Here is a 26,471-nt window from a genome sequence, read left to right on the forward strand (position 1 = left end):
TTTAATTATCCTTATTAGCCTTCTCTTCCAACTGTTTTTCGATTGCCTGCAAACGCTTTAACAATGTAGAATTTTGTTCCCTGACACTGTCCAGTTCCTTTTGTTGCCGGATCGTATAGAGTGTTAACTCTTCAATTTTCTCAAGGAGCTTTCCGCTTATATCTCCTAGTTTTATTCCGTTTTTTTCAACTTCTCCGGCGCTAGGAATATTGATCAGGTGTTTGTGTTTCTTGATATAATTCTCTAATTCTTTTAGATCAATCAGATCATATGTATCTGAAAACACATAATCGGGCCAATTTCCTTGTAAAGCCACCCTAACCTCTTCTGACAGGATATCTCCTGCAACAGCAAGTCTGAAGCCCCTGGTATTGGTAGTTCCTATTCCGATGTTTCTATCGGCAAAGAGATCTCTTGCCGTCCAGTCTACTGTTGGCAGATTGGCATTATCTGAAGTATAGTCGGTAAATTGACCATTTAATGTAGTAACCGAACGGACATTACTCGAAGGTGATACATTTCCTGCCGCATCCCTGGCAAATACGGTAAAGTCGTATGATGTATTCGGAGCGAGCGATGTAACATTAAACGTCGTTGCCCCTCCGCTGAGGCCGATGCTGACACCGTCCTGAAAAACTTCATAATCGGTAACACCTATATTATCTGTAGATGCATTCCAGCTTAGATTTGTAGAATTGCTCGTTGTATTATTGGAGGTCAGATTCCCCGGTGCCGTTGGTGCCTCAGTATCGGGTGCCCCGGTTGTTGTTACACTATGGACATTACTTGAAGACGACACATTTCCTGCTGCATCCCTGGCAAAAACGGTAAAGTCGTATGATGTACTCGGAGCCAACGATGTAACATTAAACGTCGTTGCCCCTCCGCTAAGACCAATGCTCACACCATCCTGAAAAACCTCATAATCGGTAACACCCACATTATCTGTCGATGCATTCCAGCTTAGATTTGTAGAATTGCTCGTTGTATTATTAGACGACAGGTTTCCCGGCGACGTTGGCGCTTCTGTATCGGGAACCCCGGTTGTTGTTACACTATGGACATTACTCGAAGGTGATACATTTCCTGCCGCATCCCTGGCAAATACGGTAAAGTCGTATGATGTATTCGGAACCAGTGATGTAACATTAAACGTCGTTGCCCCTCCGCTAAGGCCAATGCTCACACCGTCCTGAAAAACCTCATAATCGGTAACACCCACATTATCTGTCGATGCATTCCAGCTTAGGTTTGTTGAATTTCCCGTTGTATTATTGGAAGTCAGGTTTCCGGGAGCTGTTGGCGATTCTGCATCCTGTGGTACTATAGACACCGCGTCGATATATAGGTTATCGCCCACTACAGCGCCTGAATAAGGACTACAATAAACCCTGATCACAGGATTCGTATCTGTAGCGGTCAGGGTCCAGGTATACTCTGCCCAGTTGGTTCCTGATATTACCGTGGTTGAAAAACCGTTAAAACCAACCCAATTGGCAAAGGCCGGTTGATTTCCCTGATCTCCTTCCCTTGCCCATATGCTAATTTCATAAACCTGCCCCACAACGGCTGTAAAAGTATAACTCATTAACCTGCCGCTTAAACCTGTAGATACAGACAATATTGATAAATTTCCATCAACAGCGGTATCTGTACTGGCACTTATCGCTGAACTTGAAGTCCAACCCGCCGTTGTATTAGCTTCATTTTCTATAGATGCGGCATTAGCGTGGGTGTGAAGGTTTTGACCATAAAATATACCAACGCAACCTAACAATAAAATTACTGTAAGTTTGATTTTCATTTTAAAGATGTCTTACACAAATAACAATTTGTTGATTAAACAATAGCACTAATTAAAATTAATCATTATAGTACTCGTTCCCAGACATTTGCTTCAAAATTCAAAAAAACACGATAAAAAACCTTAGACCTGAGTTCAAAAAAAGCTAAAATAGTACACTTGAAAAAATATCTCTGATTATCTTTATCCTTTTGCACACAGAGTCATGTCTATCAACAGAATATTAATCCTCTTAGGCTTTATAATCAGCCTATATGGAATCCTTACCGGCAGATATATTTTTATATTTCTTTTACTTCCTTTTGCATGGAGTTTTACCAGAGGCAACAAAAACAAAAAATAATAATTTCTTCTTTTATACTAAAGAAAATGCTTTTTGATAGATCTCTTCATAGAGAGGAACTACGTTATTGATGTCAAACTTCATGGCCTGCTCACAGGCACCATGTTTAAATTGTTCCAACACCGCATCATCCTCTAGGATTTTTATGGCGTTCGCGGCCATTTCGTCTACCGCTCCGACATTGCTTAAAAAGCCACTGACACCCTGCCGATTTACTTCCGGTATACCTCCGGAATTACTCGATATGACCGGGGTTCTGTTTATCATGGCTTCCAATGCTGCCAAACCAAAGCTTTCCGTTTCTGACGGCAGTAGAAAAAGATCTGAAAAACATAGAATCTTGTCTATTTCCGTACTATTTCCCAGAAACAAAACCTGGTTGGCAATTCCTAGTTCATCGCACAATCGTTCAGCATATTCTTTTTCCGGTCCTTCTCCGACCATAATCAGTTTGGAAGGTATTTCCTCTTGTATTCTATAAAATATCTTAATTACATCCGGAATCCGCTTCACCTTTCTAAAGTTACTGATATGCGTAATAATTCTTTCCTGCGGCAAAGCCATCATTCCCCTGTTACAATCTGTAAACTGTTGCCCGTACTTACCGGAATCAATAAAATTCGGAATGACATCAATATCTACTTCAACATTAAAAAATTTCTCCGTATCGTCTTTTAAACTTTTAGAAACCGAGGTTACAACATCTGATTTATTGATACTAAAAGTAACTGCCGGTTTGTAGAACGGATGGTTCCCTACCAATGTAATATCCGTACCGTGAAGCGTTGTGACCATAGGAAGGTTTATCCCTTCCTCCTTCAACATTTGTTTAGCCATATATCCTGCATAAGCATGGGGTATCGCATAATGTACATGTAATAATTCGATTCCATACATTTTTACCATGTCTACAAGCTTGCTCGACAATGCCAACTCATAGGGCTGGTAATGAAATAACGGATATTCCGGCACATGTACTTCATGAAAATATATATTTCCTGTGAGTAATGCCAGTCTTACCGGTTGTTTATAGGTAATGAAATGAATTTCATGTCCTCTTGCGGCCAGAGCCATTCCTAACTCTGTGGCTACAACTCCGCTTCCTCCGAAGGTAGGGTAACAAACTATAGCTATTTTCATGGATATTTACTTATTAAGACAAATTATCGGATAATTTAGTCTTAAAGTTTCAGATAAAATTACAACTTCGTATTGGTAAAATCGTTACAATTATGTTAAAGCGAAGAAACAGGGCATTAAAGACCTTGTTGTCAGTATATAATATTTATTCAATAATGGAATCATAGATGTATTCCTGAATAATGGTACGTACCCCTTCCGTAATTAATTTACGGTTTTCCATTGTCGGGTAGGTTCTGTTAGACAGAAAAACATACACCAGTTCTTGTTCTGGATCTGCCCAGGTATACGTTCCTGTAAAACCACTGTGACCAAAGCTTGTCATTGAGACACACCCGCAGGTCGGTCCTGATTTACCTAATTGGGGCTTGTCGAACCCCACGCCTCTCCTGTTATCTTCAGGACAAAAATAACAAGTATTAAAACGGTCGATAGTTGAAGGCTTGAAAAAATTCTTTCCCCCGTAATATCCTTTCTGCAAGTACATTTGCATAATTTTTGCCACGTCGTTGGCAGTACTAAAAAGTCCGGCATGTCCTCCTACGCCCCCCTGCATTGCAGCCCCCATATCGTGTACATACCCCTGTATTGTCTGATCTCTAAAATAATCGTCTATTTCTGAAGGAACAATATCTCCTTTTCTAAACTTGGTCAGGGGATTAAAGGTCGTGTGAAAGGCTCCCAGAGGTTTATACAATTGCTCCTGGGTAATTTCGGACAGGGAATTTTTATAATGGTCTTCTATATACTTTTTTATGATGAAATACCCGAGATCACTATATCTGTATTGCAGACGTGACAACAGGTCTGAATCTTTTATCTCTTTGTATATAGAGTCTTTCAAGTCTTTCCTTATATACATATTATCAGCTACTTTCACAGCATATTTGTCTGTTTTTTCCCTGCTGTAATACTTCGGCATTGGCTTTTTTGTGGCACTGTCTAACGTACTGATATAAAAAGGTATCCAGGGCTTTAATCTTGCATAATGCGACAATACCTTTAATAAAGAAAGGTCTGCTTTGTTACTGTTCTGAAGATCAGGCAACATTTGTCCCAATCTGGTGTTAAAATCTATCACGCCATCTTCTTCAAGTCTCATTACAACCGGAAGTGTTGCTAATATTTTAGTAAGCGATGCCAGGTCGTATAAATCAGTTTCCTGAACTTTTCTCTCGCCTCCGTATATATGCCTCCCATAAGATTTATTATAGACGACACGCCCTTTTCTTGCAATTAAAAGTTGCAATCCGGGCGCCATTCCTGACTTAATGGTAAGCTGAGCCATTGAGTCTACCTTTTTTAACCCTTCTGTACTCATTCCTACACTTTCCGGAAGACCGTACTGAAGCCTCTTTATATTATTAACAGAAACAGAAATTCCGACAGGTAATTCATTATTGGAAGTTACCGGAAGTATCCCTTTGGCAGACAAGCCTCCAAAAATTACTTGAGCAGATTTGTCCTGCGCCACGGTATTATTCTGATAACTTACGATAATACCTTCGATATTGGTGATGGTCTGTAAGTCTAATAATGCATAAGGCTTGACAAACACGTCCAATATAACATCCTTTACCCTTCCTAATTCATACAACCATACCTTTTCCTTATCTGTAAACTTATAGGCTTTCCAGGGGCTGGCATCAGATTTATGAAGCCCTACAATAACAGTATTATAAGGTTCCAGTTTCTTTATCAGGTCTGCAAGGTTATCGGCTGAAACCTGATCTACCTGAGTGTACTTCTGCATCGATTGTAAAAAGGCAGCTCCGCTATCATCGCCAAACTTCACATATGCTATTTTCTTCTTTTCAAGGTTTTTAACAGGTAAAATCCCGTATTTATTCTGTACGACCGTAATGGCATTTTCTACAACTTCTTCTCTTAAAACATAATCGTCCAATGCATTGAGGTCTGCATCTAAATTTTTCGTGTCTACATCGGTATAGTTATAGAGCCCTACCTTATACTTTGCTTTTAATATCTTTTTCACGGAATGTTCAAGGCGCTCTTCCGTAATAGTTCCGTTATTATAAGCACTAATTATTTTTTCGATGGCTCTGGGCGTATTCGCAGAAATCAATAAAACATCATTTCCTGCTAAAAAGGCCATCAAGTCCACTTCTCCCGGATCAGCATGATTTGCTACGCCTTTCATTTCCATAGCATCTGTAAATATGAGTCCTTTGAACATCAATCGTTCCTTCAGCAGTTCCGTTACTATGGTTTTTGATAAGGTGGACGGAAAATTGCTTCGCGATTCCAAACCAGGAACATTCAAATGTGCCACCATTACACTGGCAAGGCCCTCAGAAAATAACTTTTTATACGGATATAATTCAATAGAATCTATCCGTTCTTTTGAAAAAGAAATCGTCGGTAAGGTTTTGTGAGAATCCGATTCCGTATCGCCATGTCCGGGAAAATGCTTTGCATTGGCTAAAACCCCCGCTGACTGCATTCCCTTTGTAAATGCCAAAGCCTTACGAGTTACATTGTCCCTGTCTTCTCCGAAGGACCTGTTACCGATAATAGGATTTTCAGGATTGGTATTGATATCAATATCGGGGGCAAAATTTATATGCATTCCCAGGCGTTTGGTATGCTCTCCAATACGACGTCCGACTTTTTCTATAATTTTATCATCTGCTACGGCTCCAAGCATCATGTTGTACGGATAGGCAAAAGTAGAATCCAAACGCATTGCCAATCCCCATTCGGCATCCATGGCCATCAGCATTTTAGTTTTGGACAATGCCTGTAATTTATTATTTAACAGGGCTTGTTTATAAGGTGCTCCTTTTGAGAAAATAACCCCTCCTACCTGATAATCCTTAACAAGTCTTTCCACCTCTTCAACATGCTTTTGATTTCCGTTTGAATAAGCGCGGATCATAAATAACTGTCCGACTTTTTCCTCCACGGTCATACCGTTATAAACACTGTCAACCCATTGACGTTGTGCATTTGTATCGGGTGCCAGTAACGGGTCAGTCTGTGCCAGACTCACGTTCAGCAATAATATAAATATGAAAAAAGGAACATTAAATCGCTTTTTTATAATCATGATAAAGGGCAATTTTTATTTATGAATATACGTTGACAACGACAAAAATCAAGCCAAAATTGTGTTAATTAAGGGATGCTCCCGGCTACTTCATAAACCTGGCATGCCAGCTATCCCTGGCCGGTACTTCCCAATAATTCAAATATTCCTCCTTATTGGTTACCAAATTATTGAAGACAATAGTATTTAATGAAACCGCTTTATCCTTTGCCATTTTTTTGAAGTCCAGTAATGGTTTATAGGCTATAAAATCACCTTGTCTGTAGGATACATTCATTTTATCTAAAAGATCTACACTGTAATCTTGTTCGAGTTGTTGGATAAACCGGACAGAAGCATCGATAGAACAACCTGAGGCGTTATTAAACTCCTGATCGAGTGCCAAAACGATAAACCGTTTATATCTTATCTGGAAACCGGCTTTCAGGCCGGCCCCATGAGCTGTCCATTCTTCTACAAAATTATGAAGTTTTGATAAAATTTCTTCTAATTCTTCCTCCGTAAATGATCTGTTTGCCTGATATATCCATACCCTTGAATTTTCGGGTAACGCTTCAAAATCTACTAACATATTCCTTTCTTAATAATTTATAAATCCTCTGCATTTGCAATCAATTCTGCTACATCCATCACCTGTAACCCGGCTTCTTTTTCCTTGCTTTTAACGCCATCGGTCATCATGGTATTACAGAAAGGACAAGCAGCTGCAATGATATCCGGCTTGGTTTCCAATGCCTGCTCGGTGCGCTCAACATTAACGTCTTTATTTCCTTTTTCGGGTTCTTTAAACATCTGGGCCCCGCCTGCACCACAGCAAAAGCCTTTTTTACGGCAGTTTTTCATTTCTACCAATTCTGCATCGAGCTTTTTTATTAAATCGCGTGGCGCCTCGTATACATTGTTCGCTCTTCCCAGATAACACGGATCATGAAATGTAATTCTTTTTCCTTTAAATTGTCCGCCCTCTACGGTTAAACGTCCATCGTCTAAAAGCGATTTTAAAAATTGTGTATGATGCACAACTTCATACTCGCCTCCCAGGGCCGGATATTCATTTTTAATTGTATTAAAGCAATGAGGACAAGCCGTAACGATCTTCTTAATTTCATAAGCGTTCATAACCTCTATATTGGTTACAGCCTGCATTTGAAACAAGAATTCATTTCCTGAACGCTTGGCAGGATCGCCTGTACAACTTTCTTCAGTTCCCAAAACAGCAAATTCAACATTAGCCCTGTTCAGTATTTTTACAAAAGCTTTAGTTATTTTTTTTGCTCTATCGTCAAAACTTCCGGCACAACCTACCCAGAATAAAACTTCCGGAGATTTTCCTTGTGCCATCATTTCCGCCATTGTAGGTACCTTTATGCTGTCGCTCATTATTTTATTGTATTTTAAAACAGGTTGTCTGAAAAGTCTGTTTTTCGTCAAACTGAACTCGTCTCAGGCCCTCACAGCAACCTGTGAGTCAACATCATGAGATTCTGAAATAAATTCAGAATGACACTTTTGACACCTTTTCAGACAACCTCCCCTGAATCATTCTAATTAATCGTGTTTACCGTCATCAAACACCTGAATCGTAACTTCTTTATCTACCAAATCGGTAAATTTACCATTATAACGGGTTGCCTTTACTAAATGGTTGTCAACCCAGTGATAATTTCCTCCTCTTGGTTTCCCCATCACCATTCCGTGGTATTTAAATCCGTGTCTGTTCAACCAGTCTTCGGTAACGTCTCTATGTTCTTCCGTTCTTGAAGTAAAGAAATAAATAATATGCCCTTCTTTATACCATCTGTTTAATGTTTCCAATGCATCGGGATATACATTGGCCGTAGCCATACGTTCTGGTTCTTCATTTGGTATGTCATCACAAATGGTACCGTCAATGTCTATTAAATAGTTTTTAATCCCATCAGGTAACACCGGACTTACATGCGCTCCTTCTTCCAATTTCTCATGCAATAATCTCGCTACTTCTTCCTTTTTCATTTTTCTGTTCTTAAAATTTAAATTTAAAGTTTATAAAATTAGTTAATGTTTGTCAGGCTTCATCTTTCCAGTTAAGTCTATCCATCTGATTATAAGGCCACGGAGCCCCATTATTTTCAATATTCCCCATCATGTTGTTTAGTTCTGCCGGTGCTGCAGACTGCTCCATGACAAGATAACGTCTCATATCTATAATAATGGACAGCGGATTAATATTAACAGGACAGGCTTCTACGCATGCATTACAAGACGTACACGCCCATAGTTCTTCCCTGGTTATATAATTATCTAACAGTTGGTTTCCGTCGTCTTTAAACTCTCCTCCATTTGCATCGATATTCTTTCCGACCTCTTCTAAACGGTCTCTCGTATCCATCATTATTTTTCGAGGCGATAAAAGTTTTCCGGTCTGATTAGCCGGACATTCACTTGTACAACGTCCACATTCAGTACAGGTGTAAGCATTTAATAACTGAACCCAATTCAGGTCTGACACATCTGAAGCTCCGAACTTCTCCGGTTCTGTACCTTCGTGCTCATTAGCCGTCGGTGCAGCAAAAGGATCTGCATTCGGATCGAGCATTAGTTTTACTTCGTTGGTTACAGCTTCCAGGTTATCCAGCTTCCCTTTGGGCTGCAGGTTGGCATACCACGTATTGGGAAAGGCCAGTAATATGTGTAAATGTTTCGAGTAGTACAGATAATTCAAGAAAAATAATATCCCTACGATATGCAACCACCATGCTGTTCTTTCTATAACGATAAGTGTCGATGCCGGTAAATCGCTGAAAACAGGGCTTAAAATCTGACTTACAGGAAATGCCCCTGCTTGGGTGTAGTGTTCTGCGTCCAATTGTTGTAATTGAAAATCTGCAGCATTCATGGTTAAGAACAAGCACATCAAAACTGCTTCTATGTACAAAATGTAGTTGGCATCTTTTTTGGGCCACCCTTTCATTTCCGGGTTCCAGAAACGTTTTAACTTAATAATATTTCTCCTTACCCAAAATACAAACACGGCAATTATGACCAATAAAGCCAGTACTTCAAAAGAACCTATCAGAAAATCATATCCGTTTCCTAAAAATGCGAACACCCTGTGCGTACCGAGAAGACCGTCTATAATAATCTCTAATACCTCTATATTAATAATAACAAACCCCACATAAACTATAATATGCATAATTCCGGCAACAGGACGCACCACCATTTTACCTTGTCCCAGTGCAATGCGTATCATGTTGTTCCATCGGGCAGCCCGGTTGTCTGTACGATCTATGCTTCTGCCAAGTTTTATGTTACGTATTAATTTTTTCACGTTTTTAACAAAAAAAACAATTCCGAAAATCAGAACAAATGCAAAAAGTATGTTTGGTATCCAATTCATATTAATTGTTGTTTGGTTCTTCTACAGGCGCTTCATAGGCTTTTTGTTTTTTTCCGAATAACGAAAAATGAACATATCGTTTCGGGTTTAACCTCATATCTTCCAAAAGCAGCTCTAATTGTCCCGAGGCCTCAGAAAGGTTGGAGTAAAGTGTTTCGTCTTTCATTAACTTCCCTAAAGAGCCTTCTCCTTGCTGCATTTGCGCCATCATACTGTTGAACTTGCCTATCGTTTGCTCCAGTTCGCTGATAGTATTCCCTAAATTAGCCTGCGCCAACGTATCACTGATCCGGGCAAGGTTTTTAGAAACCTTGTCTACATTCCCTATTGTACTGTTCAGCTTATCCTTGTTATCTGAAAGCAACCCGTCTAAAGATTTCGAAGCTGATTTAAAATTAGCAACAGTACTGTTCAGATTTCCAATGGTAGCTCTTAAGTTTTCTCTCGCTTCTGCGTCTAAAACCTTATCCATTCCAACCAGAACCGAATCGGTACTTACGATCATGTTTTCTATCTTTTCTTGTAACGGGGTCAGTTTTTGAGTCACTAACTCCGTCAGACCTGGTTTTACGGCTGATATCAATGTATCTCCTGATCTGGCGATTTCACTGCTGTCAAACCCGGGGACTATGCGGATACTTTTCCCTCCAATGATTCCGGTATCGAAGATTTCTGCCTTACTGGTTTTCGAAAATTGGAATTCACTATCGACCATGAGGGTTACCAATAAATTACCTTGCCCGTCAATAAACCGGATATCCTTTATGGTTCCTACCTGATACCCATTGATGGATATAGGTGTTCCGACAGCCAAACCGCCCACGTTATCATATACTGCGAAATATTTACGCCCGTTGGAAAATAATGAACTTGACTTTAAATAGGCAAACCCCAGAATAAATAAAAGGATACCGCCAAGTACAATGATTGCTGTTTTGAGTTCTCTAGATAGCTTCAAAAGAATTTGTTTTTACTATACAAAACAAAAATAGAAATAATTTTCATAGAAGCATTCTAATTTGAAATCGATTTTACTGCTTCACCAAGGCTTATTTTAACCCCGTTTTTGTATGCTACAATAAAACAGGAATTATACCCCTTGCTATTTGCTTCTCGCTGAAGTATTTTGGCTTTTTCAAAACTCGTGGTCTCGCCGTAAAAATAACGATAAGTCCCGTTATCTTCCTGCATTGAAATTGCTGACAACCCTTTAAAATTATACGGTTTTAAATCCAGTTTGTTTGATCCGGCCGCTATCTGAACTTTAAAGATAATAGCACTTGAGTTTATAGAAGAAACCTGAGCATGACCCTGAAGCTTTTCCGACAATGCCAATTCATTAATTTCATCGCCTGTATTTTCATCGACGGACTTCTTATAAGACAAGATAGCTTTCGCAATGGAGCTTGCCATTCCGTTTTGTCCTGATGAAGAGTTCAAATATTTCCCTTCGGGTTTGTAGGTCAGAAAACCCGTCTCTACCAGTACACTGGGCATCACTGTTTGATGTAGAACAACAAAAATATTTTGCTTAACTCCTCTGTTCGTCCTTTTTAGATCTCCAGTAAAATTATCCTGTATCAATTTCGCCAATAAAATACTCTGGTCTAAATATTCTTCCTGCATCATGGTTAGACCAATAAAACTTTCAGGAGCATTTAAGTCGTATTGTGAATATTTAACCTCGTAGTTCTCCTCTAAGTAAATTACAGAGTTCTCTTTTTTAGCCACCTCCATATTACGCTTATTACCATCCAACCCTAACACCCATGTTTCGGTTCCATGAGCGGAAGAATTATGGGCATTACAGTGTACCGATACAAATAAATCCGCTTCAGCATCATTGGCTATTTTTCCCCTTACATCTAAATCAACAAATTTATCAGTCTTTCGGGTGTAAATCACCTCAATATCATTATGCTTTTTGAGCATAGCCCCTACTTTCAACACTATATTCAAGGCTATATCCTTCTCTTTAAAGCCATTCCCCATATTACCAGGATCTTTCCCGCCATGGCCTGCATCTAAAACTACCTTGAATTTCTTGGTATTCTGCTGGGCATAAAAAGGAAATGCATATAACACAAACAAGCCTATAAAAAAATATGTTGTTAAATTCTTCATGTAATAATAACGTATTATATCTGTTATTAATTTTAATTAATTTCTAAGATTCTATATTTAAGAGAATAAAAAATATACGTAAGTTTGGCACGTCAAAAACTAAGCCATACTTTTACAAAAGTAAGATATAAAGCATTGCAAGCAAACAAACCTAACATACTTTTAGTGCTGTTTTTACTGTTTATGTGCTGGGTATCTCCAGCCCAGGAAACACCTGAAAAACAAGCTTTAAAAATTGAAGCTGAAAAAGATTCAATAAATGTTTCTATCAATAAAGATCTTATTCAGCCGGTAGCGCAGGATACTGTTCTCGTTGACACAACCGTAACAGACAGTATCCGGAAACCTCCTCCCTTTCTTTCCGATATTATTAAATACGCTGCCACTGATTATGTGAAAATGTCCCGGAAAGACAACAAGATATACCTGTACAACGAAGCCGAGGTATATTACGGAGAGTACGAATTAAAAGCCGGAATCATTGTTATTGATTACAATAAAAATGAAGTCTACGCAGGAAGGATTAAGGACACTTCCGGCACCCTGGTTCAAACCCCGTATTTCAAACAAGGACAAAATGTTGTTGAACCGGATTCCATCCGCTTTAATTTTGACACCAAAAAAGCCCTGATTTGGAACTCGCGATCGGAGCAAACTGTCGGAGAACCCATGAACGTTTTTGCCGAAGTAACCAAAAAAGAAAACGATTCTACTTATTTTTTAAAAGAAGGAAGGTTAACTACATCAAAAAATATTGACGATCCGGAATACTATATCCGTGTAAGAAAAGCAAAATTTGTCCCGGACAAAAAGGTTATTGCGGGTTTCAGCAACATGTACATCGTTAATGTACCCACACCCATAGCTTTACCGTTTGCTTATTTCCCTATGACAGACACCAAGCAGTCCGGCTTTATAATGCCTACACCCGGAGAAGCAAGAGATCGCGGGTTCTTTTTACAGAACGGCGGGTATTATTTTGCCTTAAGTGATTATTACGACCTGGCTGTTACCGGCGATTATTACACAAACGGCAGTTACGGACTTCGATTAGAGTCTAATTATGCACTACGCTACAGGTTCAGGGGAAGTGTAAGGTTGCGCTACGAAAATCTTATTACAAGTCAAAAGGGATTTCCGGACTACAGCAGAGGTACAATCTATAACATACAGTGGAACCATAGCCAGGACGCCAAGGCCAATCCTAATTCCAGATTTTCTGCGTCTGTCAACCTTGGTAGCAGCAGATACTATAGCGATTCATTCAACCAGATGAACTCGCCTAACTTTATGAACAACACATTACAATCGTCCGTATCCTATAACAAAACATTCACCGGATACCCGAGCGTGAACCTTAACCTAACGGCTTCTCACCAACAGAATACACGAACCGAAACTATCAACATGACACTGCCTACGCTACAGGCAAGCGTGGAGCGAATTTACCCGTTTGCAAAAAGAGACGGTATTAAAAAAGGCGTTTTTCAAAACATCAATTTTCAGTACAACCTGAGAGGAGAAAACCGTATTCAAACAAACGATGAAGATTTCTTTACCAAAAAAATGTTTGACGAAGCCAAAACAGGTTTCAGGCACTCCATTCCAATAGCTACTAATTTTAAAATCCTTAAATACCTTAGCGCCTCTCTGGGTGGTAATATTGACGAAGTATGGCAATTTAAAACCATCAGAAAAAACGATTATGATTCAAGTATCGGCGACTACACCATAGACACACTAAGCGGTTTCGACAGGTTTGCCCAGTATAATTTATCAGCCAGCCTGGGAACTACCATGTATGGAACATTTAATTTTGGTGAAGACAAAAAAATTCAGGCTATCAGACATACCATGAGGCCTTCTGTCAGCTACGGATACACCCCTGGTTTTGACAAGTATTACGACCAGTATATTGCAGACGAAGAAGGAAGGCTTGCTGAATATACCCGATTTGAGGGTGGTCTTTTTGGCACTCCCAGCAAATCTAACTCAAACAGTATCGGATTCTCCCTGAACAATGTAGTTGAAGCCAAGGTCAGGAGTAAAGATTCTACAGCCACAGAACCTGAGAAGATAAAACTTCTCAATAACCTTAACTTCTCTACCAGTTATAATATTGCAGCAGATTCGCTTGCTTTAAGCCCGATCAGGGTTACCGGAGGTACGCAATTGTTCAAAAACAAAATGTCTGTTAATTTTGGAGCTACGCTAGACCCATATGCCATAGACAATTCCGGAAACAGAATTGATGTATTCAACATCAATAACGGCGGCAGCTTATTTAGAATGACAAATGCAAATGTAAATGTCAGTTACTCACTAAGCAATAAAACCTTCCAAAAAGGAGGCGACGATTCTAATGAAGATGACAACACCCAAAGTGGCGGTAGAGCAGATGATCTTTTTGGAAAAGCCCAGGATTTCAGTGATCACCGGACTTTTTCTGATGATGAGGATGAAGACGAAGAACCCGTAGACCAGACCGCATACGCTACAGAGGTACCATGGGATTTACGTTTGGCATACTCTTTAACATACAGTAACCGCAACAGACAAAATGAAATCTCCACCAACTCTCTGATGTTTTCCGGGAATATCCAGCTATCGCCAAGGTGGAAAGTAGGAGCATCATCAGGTTACGATTTTAAAGACGGTGGTTTCACCTATACCCAGTTAAGGTTTGAACGAGACCTGGAAAGTTTCAGGCTTAACTTCAACTGGACACCGTTCGGAACCCGGACATCGTGGTATTTCTTTATCGGTATTAAGTCATCCATACTCAGTGATCTTAAATGGGATAAAAGGCGCGAACCGGACAGAAGATTATAAACTCACATCCATACTATTATGAAAAAGATTATAACATCAGTAAACGCACCTGCCCCTATTGGCCCATACAACCAGGCTGTCCTTAGCGGAAACACCCTTTACATGTCGGGACAAATTGCTCTCGACCCTAAAACCGGTGAACTGAAGACTAACTCTATAGCGGCAGAAACCGAACAGGTAATGAAAAACCTCGAGGCAGTATTAGAAGCTGCAGGCATGACTTTTGATAATGTAATCAAGTCGAGTATATTTCTTAAGAACATGAACGATTTCAGTAAGGTAAATGCCGTGTATGGCAGCCGTTTTGACGAAGCTACAGCCCCGGCAAGAGAAACTGTTGAAGTTGCCAACCTGCCAAAGTTCGTCAATGTAGAGATTTCTATGATCGCTGTAAAACAATAAAATAAACCACTTCCATTATTTTTCTGAAACAAGCTTAAGGCAAAGTTTGAAAAACACCTTAACTCTGTTTTCGAAATAGATAAAGGTAAAACAACAAAATAAAAAAGCCGCTTAAACGGCTTTTTTATTAAATGTTACTTTTATGATAAGACACCAGTCCGTCTATTGGTCGCCTTAAAACGTTACCCATACTTAAACCGTTAGCCTCCAAAACTTCCCTGAGTTCATCTTTCAGATAAAAAGAAATACTACCCACGAAATGAACTGGTACCTGTCCTGCCTGCTCATATTGCCGGATCCAGTTATCTACAAATAACTGCATTCCTTTTTTGATCAGACGGTGAGCATACTGATTTTCCTTATTCTGGATCAGGAATTTTGCAAAAGTGGCCAAATAAGTATTTGGATTAGGCTGTTTATACAGATGATTCTTAATCGTATCAGCTTCCAGATCATAATTTTCAGCAAACTTATTTGCCAGATCAGCCGGTATTTTATTGTAGTAGTAATCCCTTAATAATTGTCTGCCAAAATAATTCCCGCTACAATCATCCATTAAAATATACCCTAGCGAATCGACTTTCTGAAAGATGTGTTCCCCGTCCCAATAGCTACAATTAGAGCCTGTTCCTAAAATGCATACAATTGCATTCTCATGAGGTTTGGCGGTAGCATAGATTGCCGCATAGGTATCTTCTTTTACAGATATCTTTGCCGTTAGAAAAAACTCCTGAAAAATATCCTTCATAAAGTTTCTCATTCGTTCCGTACCACATCCGGCACCGTAAAAAAACAAATGAGTAACTTCTTTCCTGTTCTTATAAATATCGAAATTATTGGTAATACGCTCAACAATAATTTCCTTAGTTAAAACTTCAGGACTTAATCCGAGCGTCTGTGTTGTGAACAATTGTTCTCCTGCCTCATCAAGAGCTATCCAATCTGCCTTGGTAGCCCCGCTGTCAACAATTAAAATCATAGAAGTATAGTCAGTTAGTTTGTATAGTTTGTTTATTTAAAAGTAATTCCCGCAAGTTAGCGGGAATTACAGGCATGTGATACTTTCATTTAGCTCAAAGTAGAAACATACTCAGCCAGATCAACTAATTTGTTTGAATATCCTGCTTCGTTGTCATACCACGACACAACTTTAAAGAATTTAGAAGATAATTCGATACCTGCTTCGGCATCAAAAATACTTGTGCGGACATCACCGATAAAGTCTTGAGAAACCACCAATTCTTCTGTGTAGCCCAAAATACCCTTAAGCTCTCCTTCTGAAGCTTCTTTCATTATTTTTTTGATCTCATCTAATGATGTTTCTTTCTCTAATCTTACTGTTAAATCAACAACAGAAACATCAGCCGTAGGCACTCTAAATGCCATTCCTGTCAGTTTACCATTCAACGAAGGAATTACTTTCCCTACTGCTTTTGCAGCACCTGTAGAAGCAGGAATAATATTTAACATTGCACTACGACCGCCTCTCCAGTCTTTTCTAGAAGGACCGTCAACGGTTAATTGGGTAGCTGTTGTAGCATGAACTGTAGTCATTAACCCCTCTTCTATACCAAAATTATCATGCAGGACTTTTGCCAAAGGCGCTAAGCAGTTTGTAGTACAAGATGCATTTGAAACGATATTATCAGACGACTTCAGCTCTTTATGATTTACCCCCATAACGAACATTGGAGCATCTTTGGACGGTGCCGAAATAACCACCTTTTTTGCTCCCGCTTTTAAATGTGCATCGGCGGTATCTAATGTTGTAAAAATACCGGTACATTCGGCAACGATATCTGCACCTACTTCATCCCATTTTAAATCTTCCGGATTTCTTTCGGCAGTAACCCTCACAACTTTACCATTTACAACAAGCTGACCATCTTTAACCGCTACAGTTCCGTCAAATTTACCATGAACCGAGTCATATTCCAACAAATACGCTAAGTGATTAATATCTAAAAGATCATTTATAGCAACAATCTCTACGTTAGGCCTGCTAACCGTTGCTCTAAAAACCATTCTTCCAATACGTCCGAATCCGTTAATTCCAATTTTTACTGTTGACATACGCTTTCTTCTTTACTTATTTACTTAATAATATTAAACTTTATAATTTATTTAAGTGGTCATTATATCTGACACTCTTAACAATTCCTTATTTATCTGAGACTTTCCTTTTACGGCTTTATCCAGTGGAGTCAACACCATTTCATCATTATTGATCCCTACCATAAAATTGGATTTCCCTTCTAATATTGATTCTACCGCCTTTACTCCCATTCTGCTGGCCAATACCCTATCATAACAACTCGGAGCTCCCCCTCTTTGAATATGCCCCAATACGGAAACCCTGATATCGTAACCCGGGAGGTTTTCTTCTACGTATTCAGCAAGTTCAAAGACGTTTTTTCCGGTTTTATCGCCTTCTGCTACCACTACGATACTTGACGTTTTACCCGAAGCCTCACTGCGTTCCAGTGATTCTAACAGACGCTCCAATCCCAGGTTTTCCTCCGGGATCAATATCTCTTCCGCACCAGCTCCAACTCCGGTATTCAATGCGATATGCCCTGCATCACGCCCCATAACCTCCACAAAAAACAATCGGTTATGCGAACTCGCGGTATCCCTGATCCTGTCTATAGCTTCCACTACAGTGTTCAGGGCTGTATCGTACCCTAAAGTAGATTTTGTTCCATAGATATCATTATCTATGGTTCCGGGAATACCTATCACCGGAAAACCAAATTCTTCATTAAAGATCATGCCTCCAGTAAAAGAGCCGTCGCCTCCAATAATAACCAAAGCATCAATATTGTGTTCTATAAGATTCTCATACGCCTTTTTCCTTCCCTCTTTGGTTCTGAACTCATCGGAGCGGGCAGATTTTAAAAACGTCCCTCCTCTGTTAATTATATTTTTTACGCTACGGGCATTCAGTTCTTTCATATCCCCTTCGATAAGCCCCTGATAACCTCTGTAAACTCCTACACAATCTATTTTATGAAAGGCACAAGTACGTGCTACAGAACGAATTGCTGCATTCATTCCTGGTGAGTCTCCTCCTGATGTGAGAACTCCTATCTTCCTTATTTCTGTTGACATATTTGCTAGTTTGGAAGGTAAAACTACCAAAGAATTTTTAATTTTTTAAATAGATTTCAATAAATCTAAACTATTAAAATAATTCAAACGTTTTCGTTAATGACTTTGTAACAAATTGGCAGGAGTAATTTAAATATAGTATTATGCGATCGTAAAAAAGGGCTGTACTACAGACCAGGGATACTAGTTATTTCCCTTCTTTTTAGATGAAAATTTTACCATCCCATCACCTAAGGTTTCCTGTTCTTTTACTGCATCTTCTTGTTCCGTAGCTTCTTTTTTAGCTTCTTTTTTTCTGAAGATCTCATGCATTAACTCTTTAAATGTATTGAAGTCGACCTGATATGATAATCCGACACCCTGGGTATATCCGTACTCATGAATCAAAAATTGCTGGATCTCATTTTCTTTATTGAAAATCCTTGCGGAAAGCGTACCTTTTTCATTCAGCAATATCTGCATTTCAACATCGCCTGCAACCACTGTTTCCGAAACACTGTTAATAGGAACCCCCAACTTTCCGTTTATGAGTACACGATCACTCAACTGAGTAGAAACAGTAACCCCTACCCTGTCCTCTGTGGTATAGTCCAGATTCGGATTTCGTTCCCCCCGCTCAAAGTTAACTCCCAGATTAAATTTACCATCTTCTGAGTTCAGTACATTATTCAATATCCCCGAAGCTGTTTCTGCGATGTTACTATACCCGAATTGAGAAGGATCTATATTGGCTTCGTTCGTAAAACTTCCCTGGGCCAGTAAAGACAATGCCTGCAACTCTCTTTTATTTTTATCATCCAGTTTATAGCTCAACTCTGCATTGCTTACAGAGCCGGCTAGCGGAAATTCTATATCGAACTCTATGTCCGGTTTTAGCAATTCATTTTGAAGATTAATAATAACATCCGTTTCTATTTTACGGGTATAGTTAGGATTATCTAAAAGTACAGCCGGGTTGGCATATAAAGAATACACCCCCTGAATATTAACATCCGCCTTGAGCGGGTCTCCCGTCCAGTTGATAGTCCCTCCAGGGCGTACTGTAAACCTTTTATCTATTATCCCTCCGTATTTAAAGATATATTGTCCTTCATAGGTAATATAATCGCCATACATTTTAAATCCGTTGGCACTATAGTCTATCAACAGGAATCCGTCTCCTTTTCCTCGTAAAATACTTCCCGTTTTTTCATCAATAACTATTTCTACCTCCGCCTCTTGTGTTATTTCGAGGTCAAACAACAATTGCAAGCCTTTACTTCCCGACAACTGGCGTTGTTTTTCAGCATAGGCATCTGCATTTTTATCAATAAAATTGATAAAGGACATATCTCCTATTTCGGTTTCATAAGATATAGGTATTTTCAAGGAAGTACCATCCATCGTAGTACCCTCTACCTTTATCGTCAGCTCATCCGCCAAACCATAAATATTTGCTTCTCCGGATATAAAACCTGTTCCGTAGTACAATGCGTCTTCATACATTTGAGTATCTAACACCAGAAAGCGTTGGCCATTGGTATTTAAGGATAGGTCTAGATACCAATCATCAAAACCACTATGACTAATGGTGCCATCCAGAACCGCATTGGTCTTGTATTTTGTATCTGTCAACGGAATACTCTGAAATTCAAACGTCTGATTATACAGCTTTACAATGGCCGTCTTGTTAAAATTGGCATCTACATTCAGGTATGGAACCTTCAATCCTCCGTCAGCTATGGTCAGCTCCCCGTCAATATCCAGATTTGAAAGTGGTCCTGCAATTTTAACATCCCTTCCCGACACAAATCCCCTGATATCTGTAATAACATCGCCTCCCAAGGGGCTAAATGCAGCCAGATTCAGGTTCTGTATATTGGCTCTAAGACCTAATGAAGGCTCTGCATCTTTTTGAAGAATCAGATTTCCGTAAGCATACAACGATTCCAGTCCTTCGTTAACAAGCTTGGAGTCTACCGAAAAAACCGAAAGATCCTCACTTCCTATAATATCGACAGTAAGGTCCCCCAAAAGAATTTCATTTGCCTTTAATTCTGCAATACTAATACTGGAAGAAGGAAAATATCGCTTTCTCTTCTGAACGATCTTAAAATCACCGTTAACAATCCCTCCCAGCTTCAGACTGTCTATTACAGGGGTTATTTTATCCAGTGTTACATTGGTAAATTTAAGGTCGATATCTTTGTAAGTAGAGTCTACCAACACCCCCTTGAGGTCTATTTGCTCCTCACCGTCGTTCATCACCAACTCTTTTATGTATACAGTATCAATCTCCTTCGTAAAAACAACCTTATTATGCCTGTTGTTGGCCCTGTTTATAACCCAATCATTTCCTTTAAAACCAACTTCCGATTTTTTCAGTCCGATAACCGAATTCTGATCTTCATCGAATGTATGATAGAAGTTAAGGTTGTAAACATCTGAAAATTCCTTCCCTCCTTTAAATTCCGTACGGAAAAACAGGGTGTCTTTTATCGTTGAATTAATTAAGTTAAATTCGGAAACTTCGTAAAACCCCACATCGATACCTTCTACCTGGATAAAGGTATTATATAGCGGATTTTTATTGTCGATCTCTAAACTTATATTATCCAGAATATTACCATAAGCATTAATACTCGGTGAGTTGAACGTAAGTTTGAAGTCTCCGTTGTCTGCCACAATCTCACCTTTAATAAAGGTATTCTTCCCAAAATCGATTTCCGGATAGAACACATCGACTATTTTATTATAAATTTTTAAATCGAAATGTAAATTCTGACCTGCCGATATCTCATAAGGCTCATAATTGGTATAAATACTCCCTATAGAATTCCGGACAAGCTTCCCTACGTCTTTATAATAGAATTTTCCCCTGACATATCCCCTGATAATATCGGGAGAGTTTATTTCGATGATCCGCTCTTCTTCTTCAAACCGGGAACTTATCTGAAAATCCTCGAAAAAATATTCATGGTTTTGATTGATGTAGGTAGTGTTGTAAAAGTTAACTTGTCCTTTAATATCATCAAAAGTATTCCCCAAGATATCGGTTACGATCTTTCCCTTAAAAATGGATACGGTATCTCTTTTAACAAAATTCAACTTGTTTAAATCGGCATAATCAACCTCTGCAATAAAATTGAATTCGTTTTCTTCATTTGAAAAATCAGCCAGGCCTTCAAAGAACACCTGGAAGTTCTCATCTTTTGAATTCAGTCTGCCGTCAAACAACTGGTCTTTCAATATACCGGATACAGATATATTATTATAAGTATAACCATTGTAATCCAAACGAAACACCTTCCCTATTATTTCGGTATTCAGATCTTCTTTAGAAAACCCTTTACCGTCTACCTTTAAATCTACGGAAGTGGTTCCGAACGACTTGTCTTCCATATAAGTTCCGATATTAAAACCATCTAAGGAAACGGAACCTTTATAGATTGCATTATCTATATCTCCTATACCGGTCAATACCATATCTGCATAACTGTTTCCGATATCGGTACGCAGATGAAACTCCAGATCGATCACGTTTTGGGTAATCGTTGTCTGCCCGTCTATTGAGAAATGTCCCAGTTTAGATAAAGATTCAGGCATGGCATTGCCCAAAATCCGAGGTAACAATGCTTTTAATTGATAATAATCGGAAGAAATATTCCGGACATCTCCAGCTATTTTAAACGGTCTGGAACTTTCAAATAAGTTCTCGAAGAGAAAATCGCCGTTGATTCGGGTGTGATCAGAAACCACATTTAGATTCTTGGTGGTTAAACTATTCAAAACACCGGTTACTTCCGAAGACAAGGTTACCGTTTTACCTTTTCCGAATTCGTTGTAAAAAAGATTAACTTCATCCAGGGCTATTGTCGATTCTTCAAAATAAGCTTGTAGTTTCACCTTATCCGTGAATTCTTTAAAATCTTCCCTGTTATATGTAAACGTTAATCTTCCCTTGACATCAGAATACGGGGTTTGAATATTTAGATTTTCAAAATCCATCCGTTCTTTAGAATAGAAAAAACCGGCCTGTAGCCTTTCTACAAAAATCCCCCTTGCGCCTAAAAAAGACAAACGTTCAATATCGGTACTTACATTAGGTCCCTCTATTTTAAAATCATTGACCAAAGCATTCAGCTTCCTGTAATTTATAAAAGAAGGGGTTTCCATATTTTCATCCGTGATCCTGAATTTACTGTCCTCTATCTCTATGCTTGAGGCTGTAAGTAAAAAAGGTGGTGCATCCGGATCTGACGGTCCCGAATCTAGCTTTTCCACAAAAACGTCAAGATTACTATCTTCCGAACCTTTATACGTTTTTATATTTAACGTTAACCGGGTTATATCCACATCTCCAAACTCCAGCTGTCCCTTAATGGCCCGCCTGACACTTTTCAGAGAAGTTGTAAGGTCTTCTATATGTATGAGTGTGTCCTTTTTATAATCTTCTATATAAACATCTTTCAGATACACATTGCCCAGGAAACTGACCCCTACCCTGTTAATATTTATATTGGTATTATACTTCTCATTAAGAGACCTGGTTACCTTCTTGGCTATTTTGGTTTGGACAATCGGTAGTGAGAACACTATTACCATCAATGCTATTATCGACAATATAGTGAGCAATACTTTCTTTAGTATTTGTCTTAGTTTTTTGATACCGCTTATTGTTTTACCTTTGTCTTTCAAATTTTATTCCAAAAACAGAATGAGCACTGATAATGTTTATATACTTGCCATTGAATCTTCATGTGATGACACTTCCGCTGCCGTACTTCATAATAAAAAAGTACTAAGCAACGTGGTTGCTAACCAAAAAATCCATGAAGAATACGGTGGTGTAGTACCCGAATTAGCTTCAAGAGCGCACCAACAAAACATTGTTCCGGTGGTACATCAGGCATTAGCCAAAGCAAATATCGACAAAAAACAATTATCTGCCATAGCTTTTACACGCGGACCCGGATTAATGGGTTCTTTATTGGTAGGAACCTCCTTTGCCAAGTCACTTGCCATGGGACTTAACATTCCCCTGATCGAAGTAAATCATATGCAGGCACATATCCTGGCCCATTTTATTGAAGAAGAAAATTTTGATCAGCCTTCATTCCCGTTTCTCGCTATGACCATCAGCGGTGGCCACACACAAATTGTTAAAGTAAACGATTTTTTCCATATGGAAGTCATCGGAGAGACCACAGATGATGCCGTAGGAGAAGCTTATGATAAATCTGCCAAGATCCTCGGATTGTCCTATCCGGGAGGCCCGCAAATCGATAAACTGGCACAAAAAGGCAATCCAAAAGCATTTCAATTCCCAAAACCTAAGGTAGAGGGGTTAAATTTCAGCTTTAGTGGGTTAAAAACAGCCATTTTATATTTTATACAGCGTGAAACCCAAAAAGACGGAGCCTTTATCGATAAAAATATAGAAGACATCTGTGCTTCTATCCAATATACCATTATAAATATTTTAATCGACAAACTAAAAAAAGCCTCCAAAGAAACAGGCATTAAAAAAATAGCTATCGGAGGTGGTGTATCTGCCAATTCGGGTATCCGAAAGGCATTAAAAGATGGTGAAAAAAAATACGGTTGGAAGACTTTTATCCCTAAATTTGAATACACGACCGACAATGCTGCCATGATTGGAATTGTCGGCTACTATAAATATCTCAATCGCGATTTTGCAGATGCTGATGTAAATGCACGGGCACGTTACTATATTGCTGAATAAGCGTAACAAACAATCATTTTATCTACTATATGCAATTATTTTACCAAAAAGACCTCCATGAATCTACCTCTGAATTTTCATTCGACAAAGAGGAAAGCAGACATATCGTTAAAGTACTTAGAAAAAATATTGGTGACACCCTGGACATTACCAATGGGGAAGGCTATCTTTTTAAAGCCGAAATTATTGTCGCTGATATAAAAAATTGTGTTTGCAAGATTAACGAGATCATCAAAAAAGGTGATAAAAAATACCATTTACATATGGTGGTAGCACCAACAAAAATGAATGATCGCTATGAATGGTTCTTAGAAAAAGCCGTAGAAATAGGTGTCGATGAGATCACCCCTGTCATTTGTGAGCACTCTGAAAGGAAAATTGTAAAAAAAGAACGATTTGAAAAAATTATTCAATCGGCAATGAAACAATCTTTGCAATACCATCTTCCCCGGTTAAACGATGCCATCTCATTTAACGATTTCATCAAAAAGGAACATTCAGGACAACTCTTTATAGCACATTGTGACGACCAGGAAAGGTATACTTTAAAACGACGTATCATGGCAGATCATGATGCCATTGTTCTCATCGGCCCTGAAGGCGATTTTTCTAAAAACGAAATATCGGCCGCTTTGAACCACGGTTTTAATGCAGTATCATTGGGAAACAACAGATTAAGAACCGAAACGGCTGCCATTGTAGCCTGCCACACCATAGCGCTTGCCAATGATTAAACATTTAAGACACATACTGACATTATCTGCTTTCTTTGCACTTTCTTCTATTACCACTGCACAGGAAATAGCTATCCTGAAATATAACGGAGGTGGCGATTGGTATGCCAACCCTACAGCATTACCAAACCTGATCAAGTTTTGCAACGCAAACATTCATACAAACATTAAACCTGATCCGGCCAATGTGGCCGCAAACAGTACCGACATCTACCTATATCCGTTTCTCCATATGACAGGACATGGCAATGTTTTTTTTTCTGACGAAGATGCCGAAAACCTCAGGAATTACCTGCTGTCAGGAGGTTTTTTACATATCGATGACAACTATGGGATGGAACCTTTTCTGAGAAAAGAGCTAAAAAAAATATTTCCCGGTAAAGAGCTGACAGAACTTTCTTCTGATCACCCGATCTTCAAACAAGCCTATAAATTCCCTGACGGGCTTCCTAAAATACACGAACACGACGGAAAGCGCCCACAGGCATTTGGCATTTTTCATGACGGGAGACTCGTATTGTTATTTACATATGAAAGTGACCTAGGGGACGGCTGGGAAAGCACAGAAGTTCATAATGACCCGGAAGAAGTAAGAATAAAGGCTTTACAAATGGGTGCTAATATTATTCAGTATGCCTTTGAAAACTAAACAGCTAAAACATAAAGCCTCCCTTAGCATAATTTTATTATCTTCTCACTCTAATCCGACTTAAATGAACTCAAGAATACTAGCCAACGGAATTTTAAGGGCACTTGCCGTTATCGCAGGAATTGCCTTATTACTCTTCTTTCTGTATAAAATCCAATCCGTCATTGTTTATGTGGTTATTGCAGCGGTCCTTTCTCTTATCGGAAGGCCGATAATCATATTCCTGAGAAGGAAATTAAAATTCAAAAATACGCTGGCCGTGGTATTTACCATGGTTTTAATGATCGCTATGGTTATCGGATTAATCTCTATGTTCATCCCTTTGATTATAGAACAGGGAAGAAACCTAGCTTTACTGGATATCAATACGCTAAAAGATAATATACAGCACCTCTATATAGAAATTACAGATTATTTTTCATTGAATCAGATCGATATAGAAAAAACGATAAAGGATTCTGAACTCTGGTCTAAATTGAACTTTGGAGCCATTCCCAATTTTTTAAACAACATGGTTGGGGCACTCAGCAATTTTGGAATCGGTTTGTTCTCAGTCCTTTTTATTTCCTTCTTCTTCTTAAAAGACAGCAAACTACTGGAAAGCAGTTTGATGGTTTTCGTTCCAGACAACAAAGAGTCAAATTTAAAACACAGCATAGAAAAAATAAAGGACCTGCTGTCACGCTATTTTATCGGCCTGATGTTACAGATATCTATATTGTTCATTATATACACCATTGTGTTATTGATCTTCGGTATAAACAATGCCATCGTAATTGCTTTCTTATGCGCCCTCTTAAACCTGATCCCGTATATCGGTCCGTTAATCGGAGGCGCATTAATGGTAATACTTACAATGACCAGCAATTTAGGACAAGACTTCAGCAGCGTTATATTGCCTACAACCGTTTATGTTTTGATAGGTTTTATTATCGGACAACTGATCGACAACTTCTTTAGCCAACCGTTCATTTTCTCCAATAGCGTAAAATCACATCCACTAGAGATCTTTCTGGTTATCTTGATCGCAGGCTTATTGTTTGGAGCCACCGGTATGATCGTAGCTGTACCTGCATACACCGCCATTAAAGTTATCCTGAAAGAGTTTTTAGCCGAAAATAAGATTGTTAAATCATTGACAAAAAATCTATAGTT

At 38.9% G+C, this 26,471-nt stretch carries 19 protein-coding genes; 6 read left to right on the top strand and 13 right to left on the bottom strand.

Annotation, left to right across the window (positions count from 1 at the left end; translation table 11 throughout):
- Position 1: 1 nt before the first annotated feature.
- From MQE36_RS15125 to MQE36_RS15165, 9 genes are all read right to left on the bottom strand, one after another.
- Positions 2 to 1,804 (bottom strand): fibronectin type III domain-containing protein, encoded by a 1,803-nt coding sequence (locus MQE36_RS15125; protein WP_242936812.1) that lies wholly within the window; start codon positions 1,802 to 1,804, stop codon positions 2 to 4.
- Positions 1,805 to 2,159: 355 nt separating this feature from the next.
- The gene (gene bshA, locus MQE36_RS15130; protein WP_242936813.1) at positions 2,160 to 3,287 is read right to left on the bottom strand and encodes an N-acetyl-alpha-D-glucosaminyl L-malate synthase BshA; all 1,128 of its coding nucleotides are present in this window, start codon (positions 3,285 to 3,287) and stop codon (positions 2,160 to 2,162) included.
- Positions 3,288 to 3,432: 145 nt separating this feature from the next.
- Complete coding sequence (locus tag MQE36_RS15135) at positions 3,433 to 6,357, bottom strand: serine hydrolase domain-containing protein (protein WP_242936814.1); 2,925 nt, start codon at positions 6,355 to 6,357, stop codon at positions 3,433 to 3,435.
- A gap of 85 nt (positions 6,358 to 6,442) precedes the next feature.
- The gene (locus MQE36_RS15140) at positions 6,443 to 6,928 is read right to left on the bottom strand and encodes an ABC transporter ATPase (RefSeq protein ID WP_242936815.1); all 486 of its coding nucleotides are present in this window, start codon (positions 6,926 to 6,928) and stop codon (positions 6,443 to 6,445) included.
- Positions 6,929 to 6,945: 17 nt separating this feature from the next.
- A complete protein-coding gene (locus tag MQE36_RS15145) occupies positions 6,946 to 7,737 on the bottom strand; it encodes a (Fe-S)-binding protein (RefSeq protein WP_242936816.1) in 792 nt (263 codons plus the stop codon).
- A 168-nt stretch (positions 7,738 to 7,905) separates the two neighbouring features.
- Positions 7,906 to 8,352, bottom strand: a complete 447-nt coding sequence (locus MQE36_RS15150; protein WP_242936817.1) for an LNS2 domain-containing protein — start codon at positions 8,350 to 8,352, stop codon at positions 7,906 to 7,908.
- 52 nt (positions 8,353 to 8,404) lie between these two features.
- A complete protein-coding gene (locus tag MQE36_RS15155; RefSeq protein WP_242936818.1) occupies positions 8,405 to 9,739 on the bottom strand; it encodes a 4Fe-4S dicluster domain-containing protein in 1,335 nt (444 codons plus the stop codon).
- Between the two features lies 1 nt (position 9,740).
- Entirely contained in the window at positions 9,741 to 10,697 is a 957-nt protein-coding gene (locus tag MQE36_RS15160) for an MlaD family protein (RefSeq protein WP_242936819.1), read from the bottom strand.
- 56 nt (positions 10,698 to 10,753) lie between these two features.
- Positions 10,754 to 11,863 (bottom strand): N-acetylmuramoyl-L-alanine amidase, encoded by a 1,110-nt coding sequence (locus MQE36_RS15165; protein ID WP_242936820.1) that lies wholly within the window; start codon positions 11,861 to 11,863, stop codon positions 10,754 to 10,756.
- Positions 11,864 to 11,947: 84 nt separating this feature from the next.
- Between MQE36_RS15165 and MQE36_RS15170 the strand changes: the two genes are divergently transcribed.
- Positions 11,948 to 14,695, top strand: coding sequence for a putative LPS assembly protein LptD (locus tag MQE36_RS15170; protein WP_242936821.1), 2,748 nt, complete (start codon positions 11,948 to 11,950; stop codon positions 14,693 to 14,695).
- 18 nt (positions 14,696 to 14,713) lie between these two features.
- Positions 14,714 to 15,097, top strand: coding sequence for a RidA family protein (locus MQE36_RS15175; protein WP_242936822.1), 384 nt, complete (start codon positions 14,714 to 14,716; stop codon positions 15,095 to 15,097).
- Between the two features lie 127 nt (positions 15,098 to 15,224).
- Here the strand turns inward: MQE36_RS15175 and MQE36_RS15180 are convergent, their stop codons facing one another.
- From MQE36_RS15180 to MQE36_RS15195, 4 genes are all read right to left on the bottom strand, one after another.
- A complete protein-coding gene (locus MQE36_RS15180; RefSeq protein ID WP_242936823.1) occupies positions 15,225 to 16,076 on the bottom strand; it encodes an N-acetylglucosamine kinase in 852 nt (283 codons plus the stop codon).
- A gap of 89 nt (positions 16,077 to 16,165) precedes the next feature.
- A complete protein-coding gene (gene gap / locus MQE36_RS15185) occupies positions 16,166 to 17,170 on the bottom strand; it encodes a type I glyceraldehyde-3-phosphate dehydrogenase (protein WP_242936824.1) in 1,005 nt (334 codons plus the stop codon).
- Between the two features lie 51 nt (positions 17,171 to 17,221).
- Entirely contained in the window at positions 17,222 to 18,208 is a 987-nt protein-coding gene (gene pfkA / locus MQE36_RS15190) for a 6-phosphofructokinase (RefSeq protein ID WP_242936825.1), read from the bottom strand.
- 183 nt (positions 18,209 to 18,391) lie between these two features.
- Positions 18,392 to 22,885 carry a translocation/assembly module TamB domain-containing protein gene (locus MQE36_RS15195; RefSeq protein WP_341461479.1) on the bottom strand — a complete coding sequence of 1,498 codons (4,494 nt, stop codon included), beginning with the start codon at positions 22,883 to 22,885 and terminating at the stop codon, positions 18,392 to 18,394.
- Between the two features lie 19 nt (positions 22,886 to 22,904).
- Between MQE36_RS15195 and tsaD the strand changes: the two genes are divergently transcribed.
- The 4 genes from tsaD (at position 22,905) to MQE36_RS15215 (ending at position 26,469) form a co-directional block, all read left to right on the top strand.
- The gene (tsaD, locus tag MQE36_RS15200) at positions 22,905 to 23,933 is read left to right on the top strand and encodes a tRNA (adenosine(37)-N6)-threonylcarbamoyltransferase complex transferase subunit TsaD (protein ID WP_242936826.1); all 1,029 of its coding nucleotides are present in this window, start codon (positions 22,905 to 22,907) and stop codon (positions 23,931 to 23,933) included.
- 29 nt (positions 23,934 to 23,962) lie between these two features.
- Positions 23,963 to 24,667 carry a 16S rRNA (uracil(1498)-N(3))-methyltransferase gene (locus MQE36_RS15205; RefSeq protein WP_242936827.1) on the top strand — a complete coding sequence of 235 codons (705 nt, stop codon included), beginning with the start codon at positions 23,963 to 23,965 and terminating at the stop codon, positions 24,665 to 24,667.
- Positions 24,660 to 25,316, top strand: coding sequence for a DUF4159 domain-containing protein (locus MQE36_RS15210; protein WP_242936828.1), 657 nt, complete (start codon positions 24,660 to 24,662; stop codon positions 25,314 to 25,316). The genes MQE36_RS15205 and MQE36_RS15210 overlap by 8 nt, the downstream gene beginning before the upstream one ends.
- A 64-nt stretch (positions 25,317 to 25,380) precedes the next feature.
- A complete protein-coding gene (locus MQE36_RS15215) occupies positions 25,381 to 26,469 on the top strand; it encodes an AI-2E family transporter (RefSeq protein ID WP_242936829.1) in 1,089 nt (362 codons plus the stop codon).
- Positions 26,470 to 26,471: the final 2 nt, after the last annotated feature.

This window comes from Zhouia spongiae (genome assembly GCF_022760175.1).
Taxonomy (GTDB): Bacteria; Bacteroidota; Bacteroidia; order Flavobacteriales; family Flavobacteriaceae; genus Zhouia; species Zhouia spongiae.

What these genes read in the sequence shown, in the direction of transcription:
- MQE36_RS15125 (WP_242936812.1), bottom strand. Translation starts at nt 1,804, where the DNA reads ATGAAAATCAAACTTACAGTAATTTTATTGTTAGGTTGCGTTGGTATA.
- bshA (WP_242936813.1), bottom strand. Translation starts at nt 3,287, where the DNA reads ATGAAAATAGCTATAGTTTGTTACCCTACCTTCGGAGGAAGCGGAGTT.
- MQE36_RS15135 (WP_242936814.1), bottom strand. Translation starts at nt 6,357, where the DNA reads ATGATTATAAAAAAGCGATTTAATGTTCCTTTTTTCATATTTATATTA.
- MQE36_RS15140 (WP_242936815.1), bottom strand. Translation starts at nt 6,928, where the DNA reads ATGTTAGTAGATTTTGAAGCGTTACCCGAAAATTCAAGGGTATGGATA.
- MQE36_RS15145 (WP_242936816.1), bottom strand. Translation starts at nt 7,737, where the DNA reads ATGAGCGACAGCATAAAGGTACCTACAATGGCGGAAATGATGGCACAA.
- MQE36_RS15150 (WP_242936817.1), bottom strand. Translation starts at nt 8,352, where the DNA reads ATGAAAAAGGAAGAAGTAGCGAGATTATTGCATGAGAAATTGGAAGAA.
- MQE36_RS15155 (WP_242936818.1), bottom strand. Translation starts at nt 9,739, where the DNA reads ATGAATTGGATACCAAACATACTTTTTGCATTTGTTCTGATTTTCGGA.
- MQE36_RS15165 (WP_242936820.1), bottom strand. Translation starts at nt 11,863, where the DNA reads ATGAAGAATTTAACAACATATTTTTTTATAGGCTTGTTTGTGTTATAT.
- MQE36_RS15175 (WP_242936822.1), top strand. Translation starts at nt 14,714, where the DNA reads ATGAAAAAGATTATAACATCAGTAAACGCACCTGCCCCTATTGGCCCA.
- MQE36_RS15180 (WP_242936823.1), bottom strand. Translation starts at nt 16,076, where the DNA reads ATGATTTTAATTGTTGACAGCGGGGCTACCAAGGCAGATTGGATAGCT.
- gap (WP_242936824.1), bottom strand. Translation starts at nt 17,170, where the DNA reads ATGTCAACAGTAAAAATTGGAATTAACGGATTCGGACGTATTGGAAGA.
- pfkA (WP_242936825.1), bottom strand. Translation starts at nt 18,208, where the DNA reads ATGTCAACAGAAATAAGGAAGATAGGAGTTCTCACATCAGGAGGAGAC.
- tsaD (WP_242936826.1), top strand. Translation starts at nt 22,905, where the DNA reads ATGAGCACTGATAATGTTTATATACTTGCCATTGAATCTTCATGTGAT.
- MQE36_RS15205 (WP_242936827.1), top strand. Translation starts at nt 23,963, where the DNA reads ATGCAATTATTTTACCAAAAAGACCTCCATGAATCTACCTCTGAATTT.
- MQE36_RS15210 (WP_242936828.1), top strand. Translation starts at nt 24,660, where the DNA reads ATGATTAAACATTTAAGACACATACTGACATTATCTGCTTTCTTTGCA.
- MQE36_RS15215 (WP_242936829.1), top strand. Translation starts at nt 25,381, where the DNA reads ATGAACTCAAGAATACTAGCCAACGGAATTTTAAGGGCACTTGCCGTT.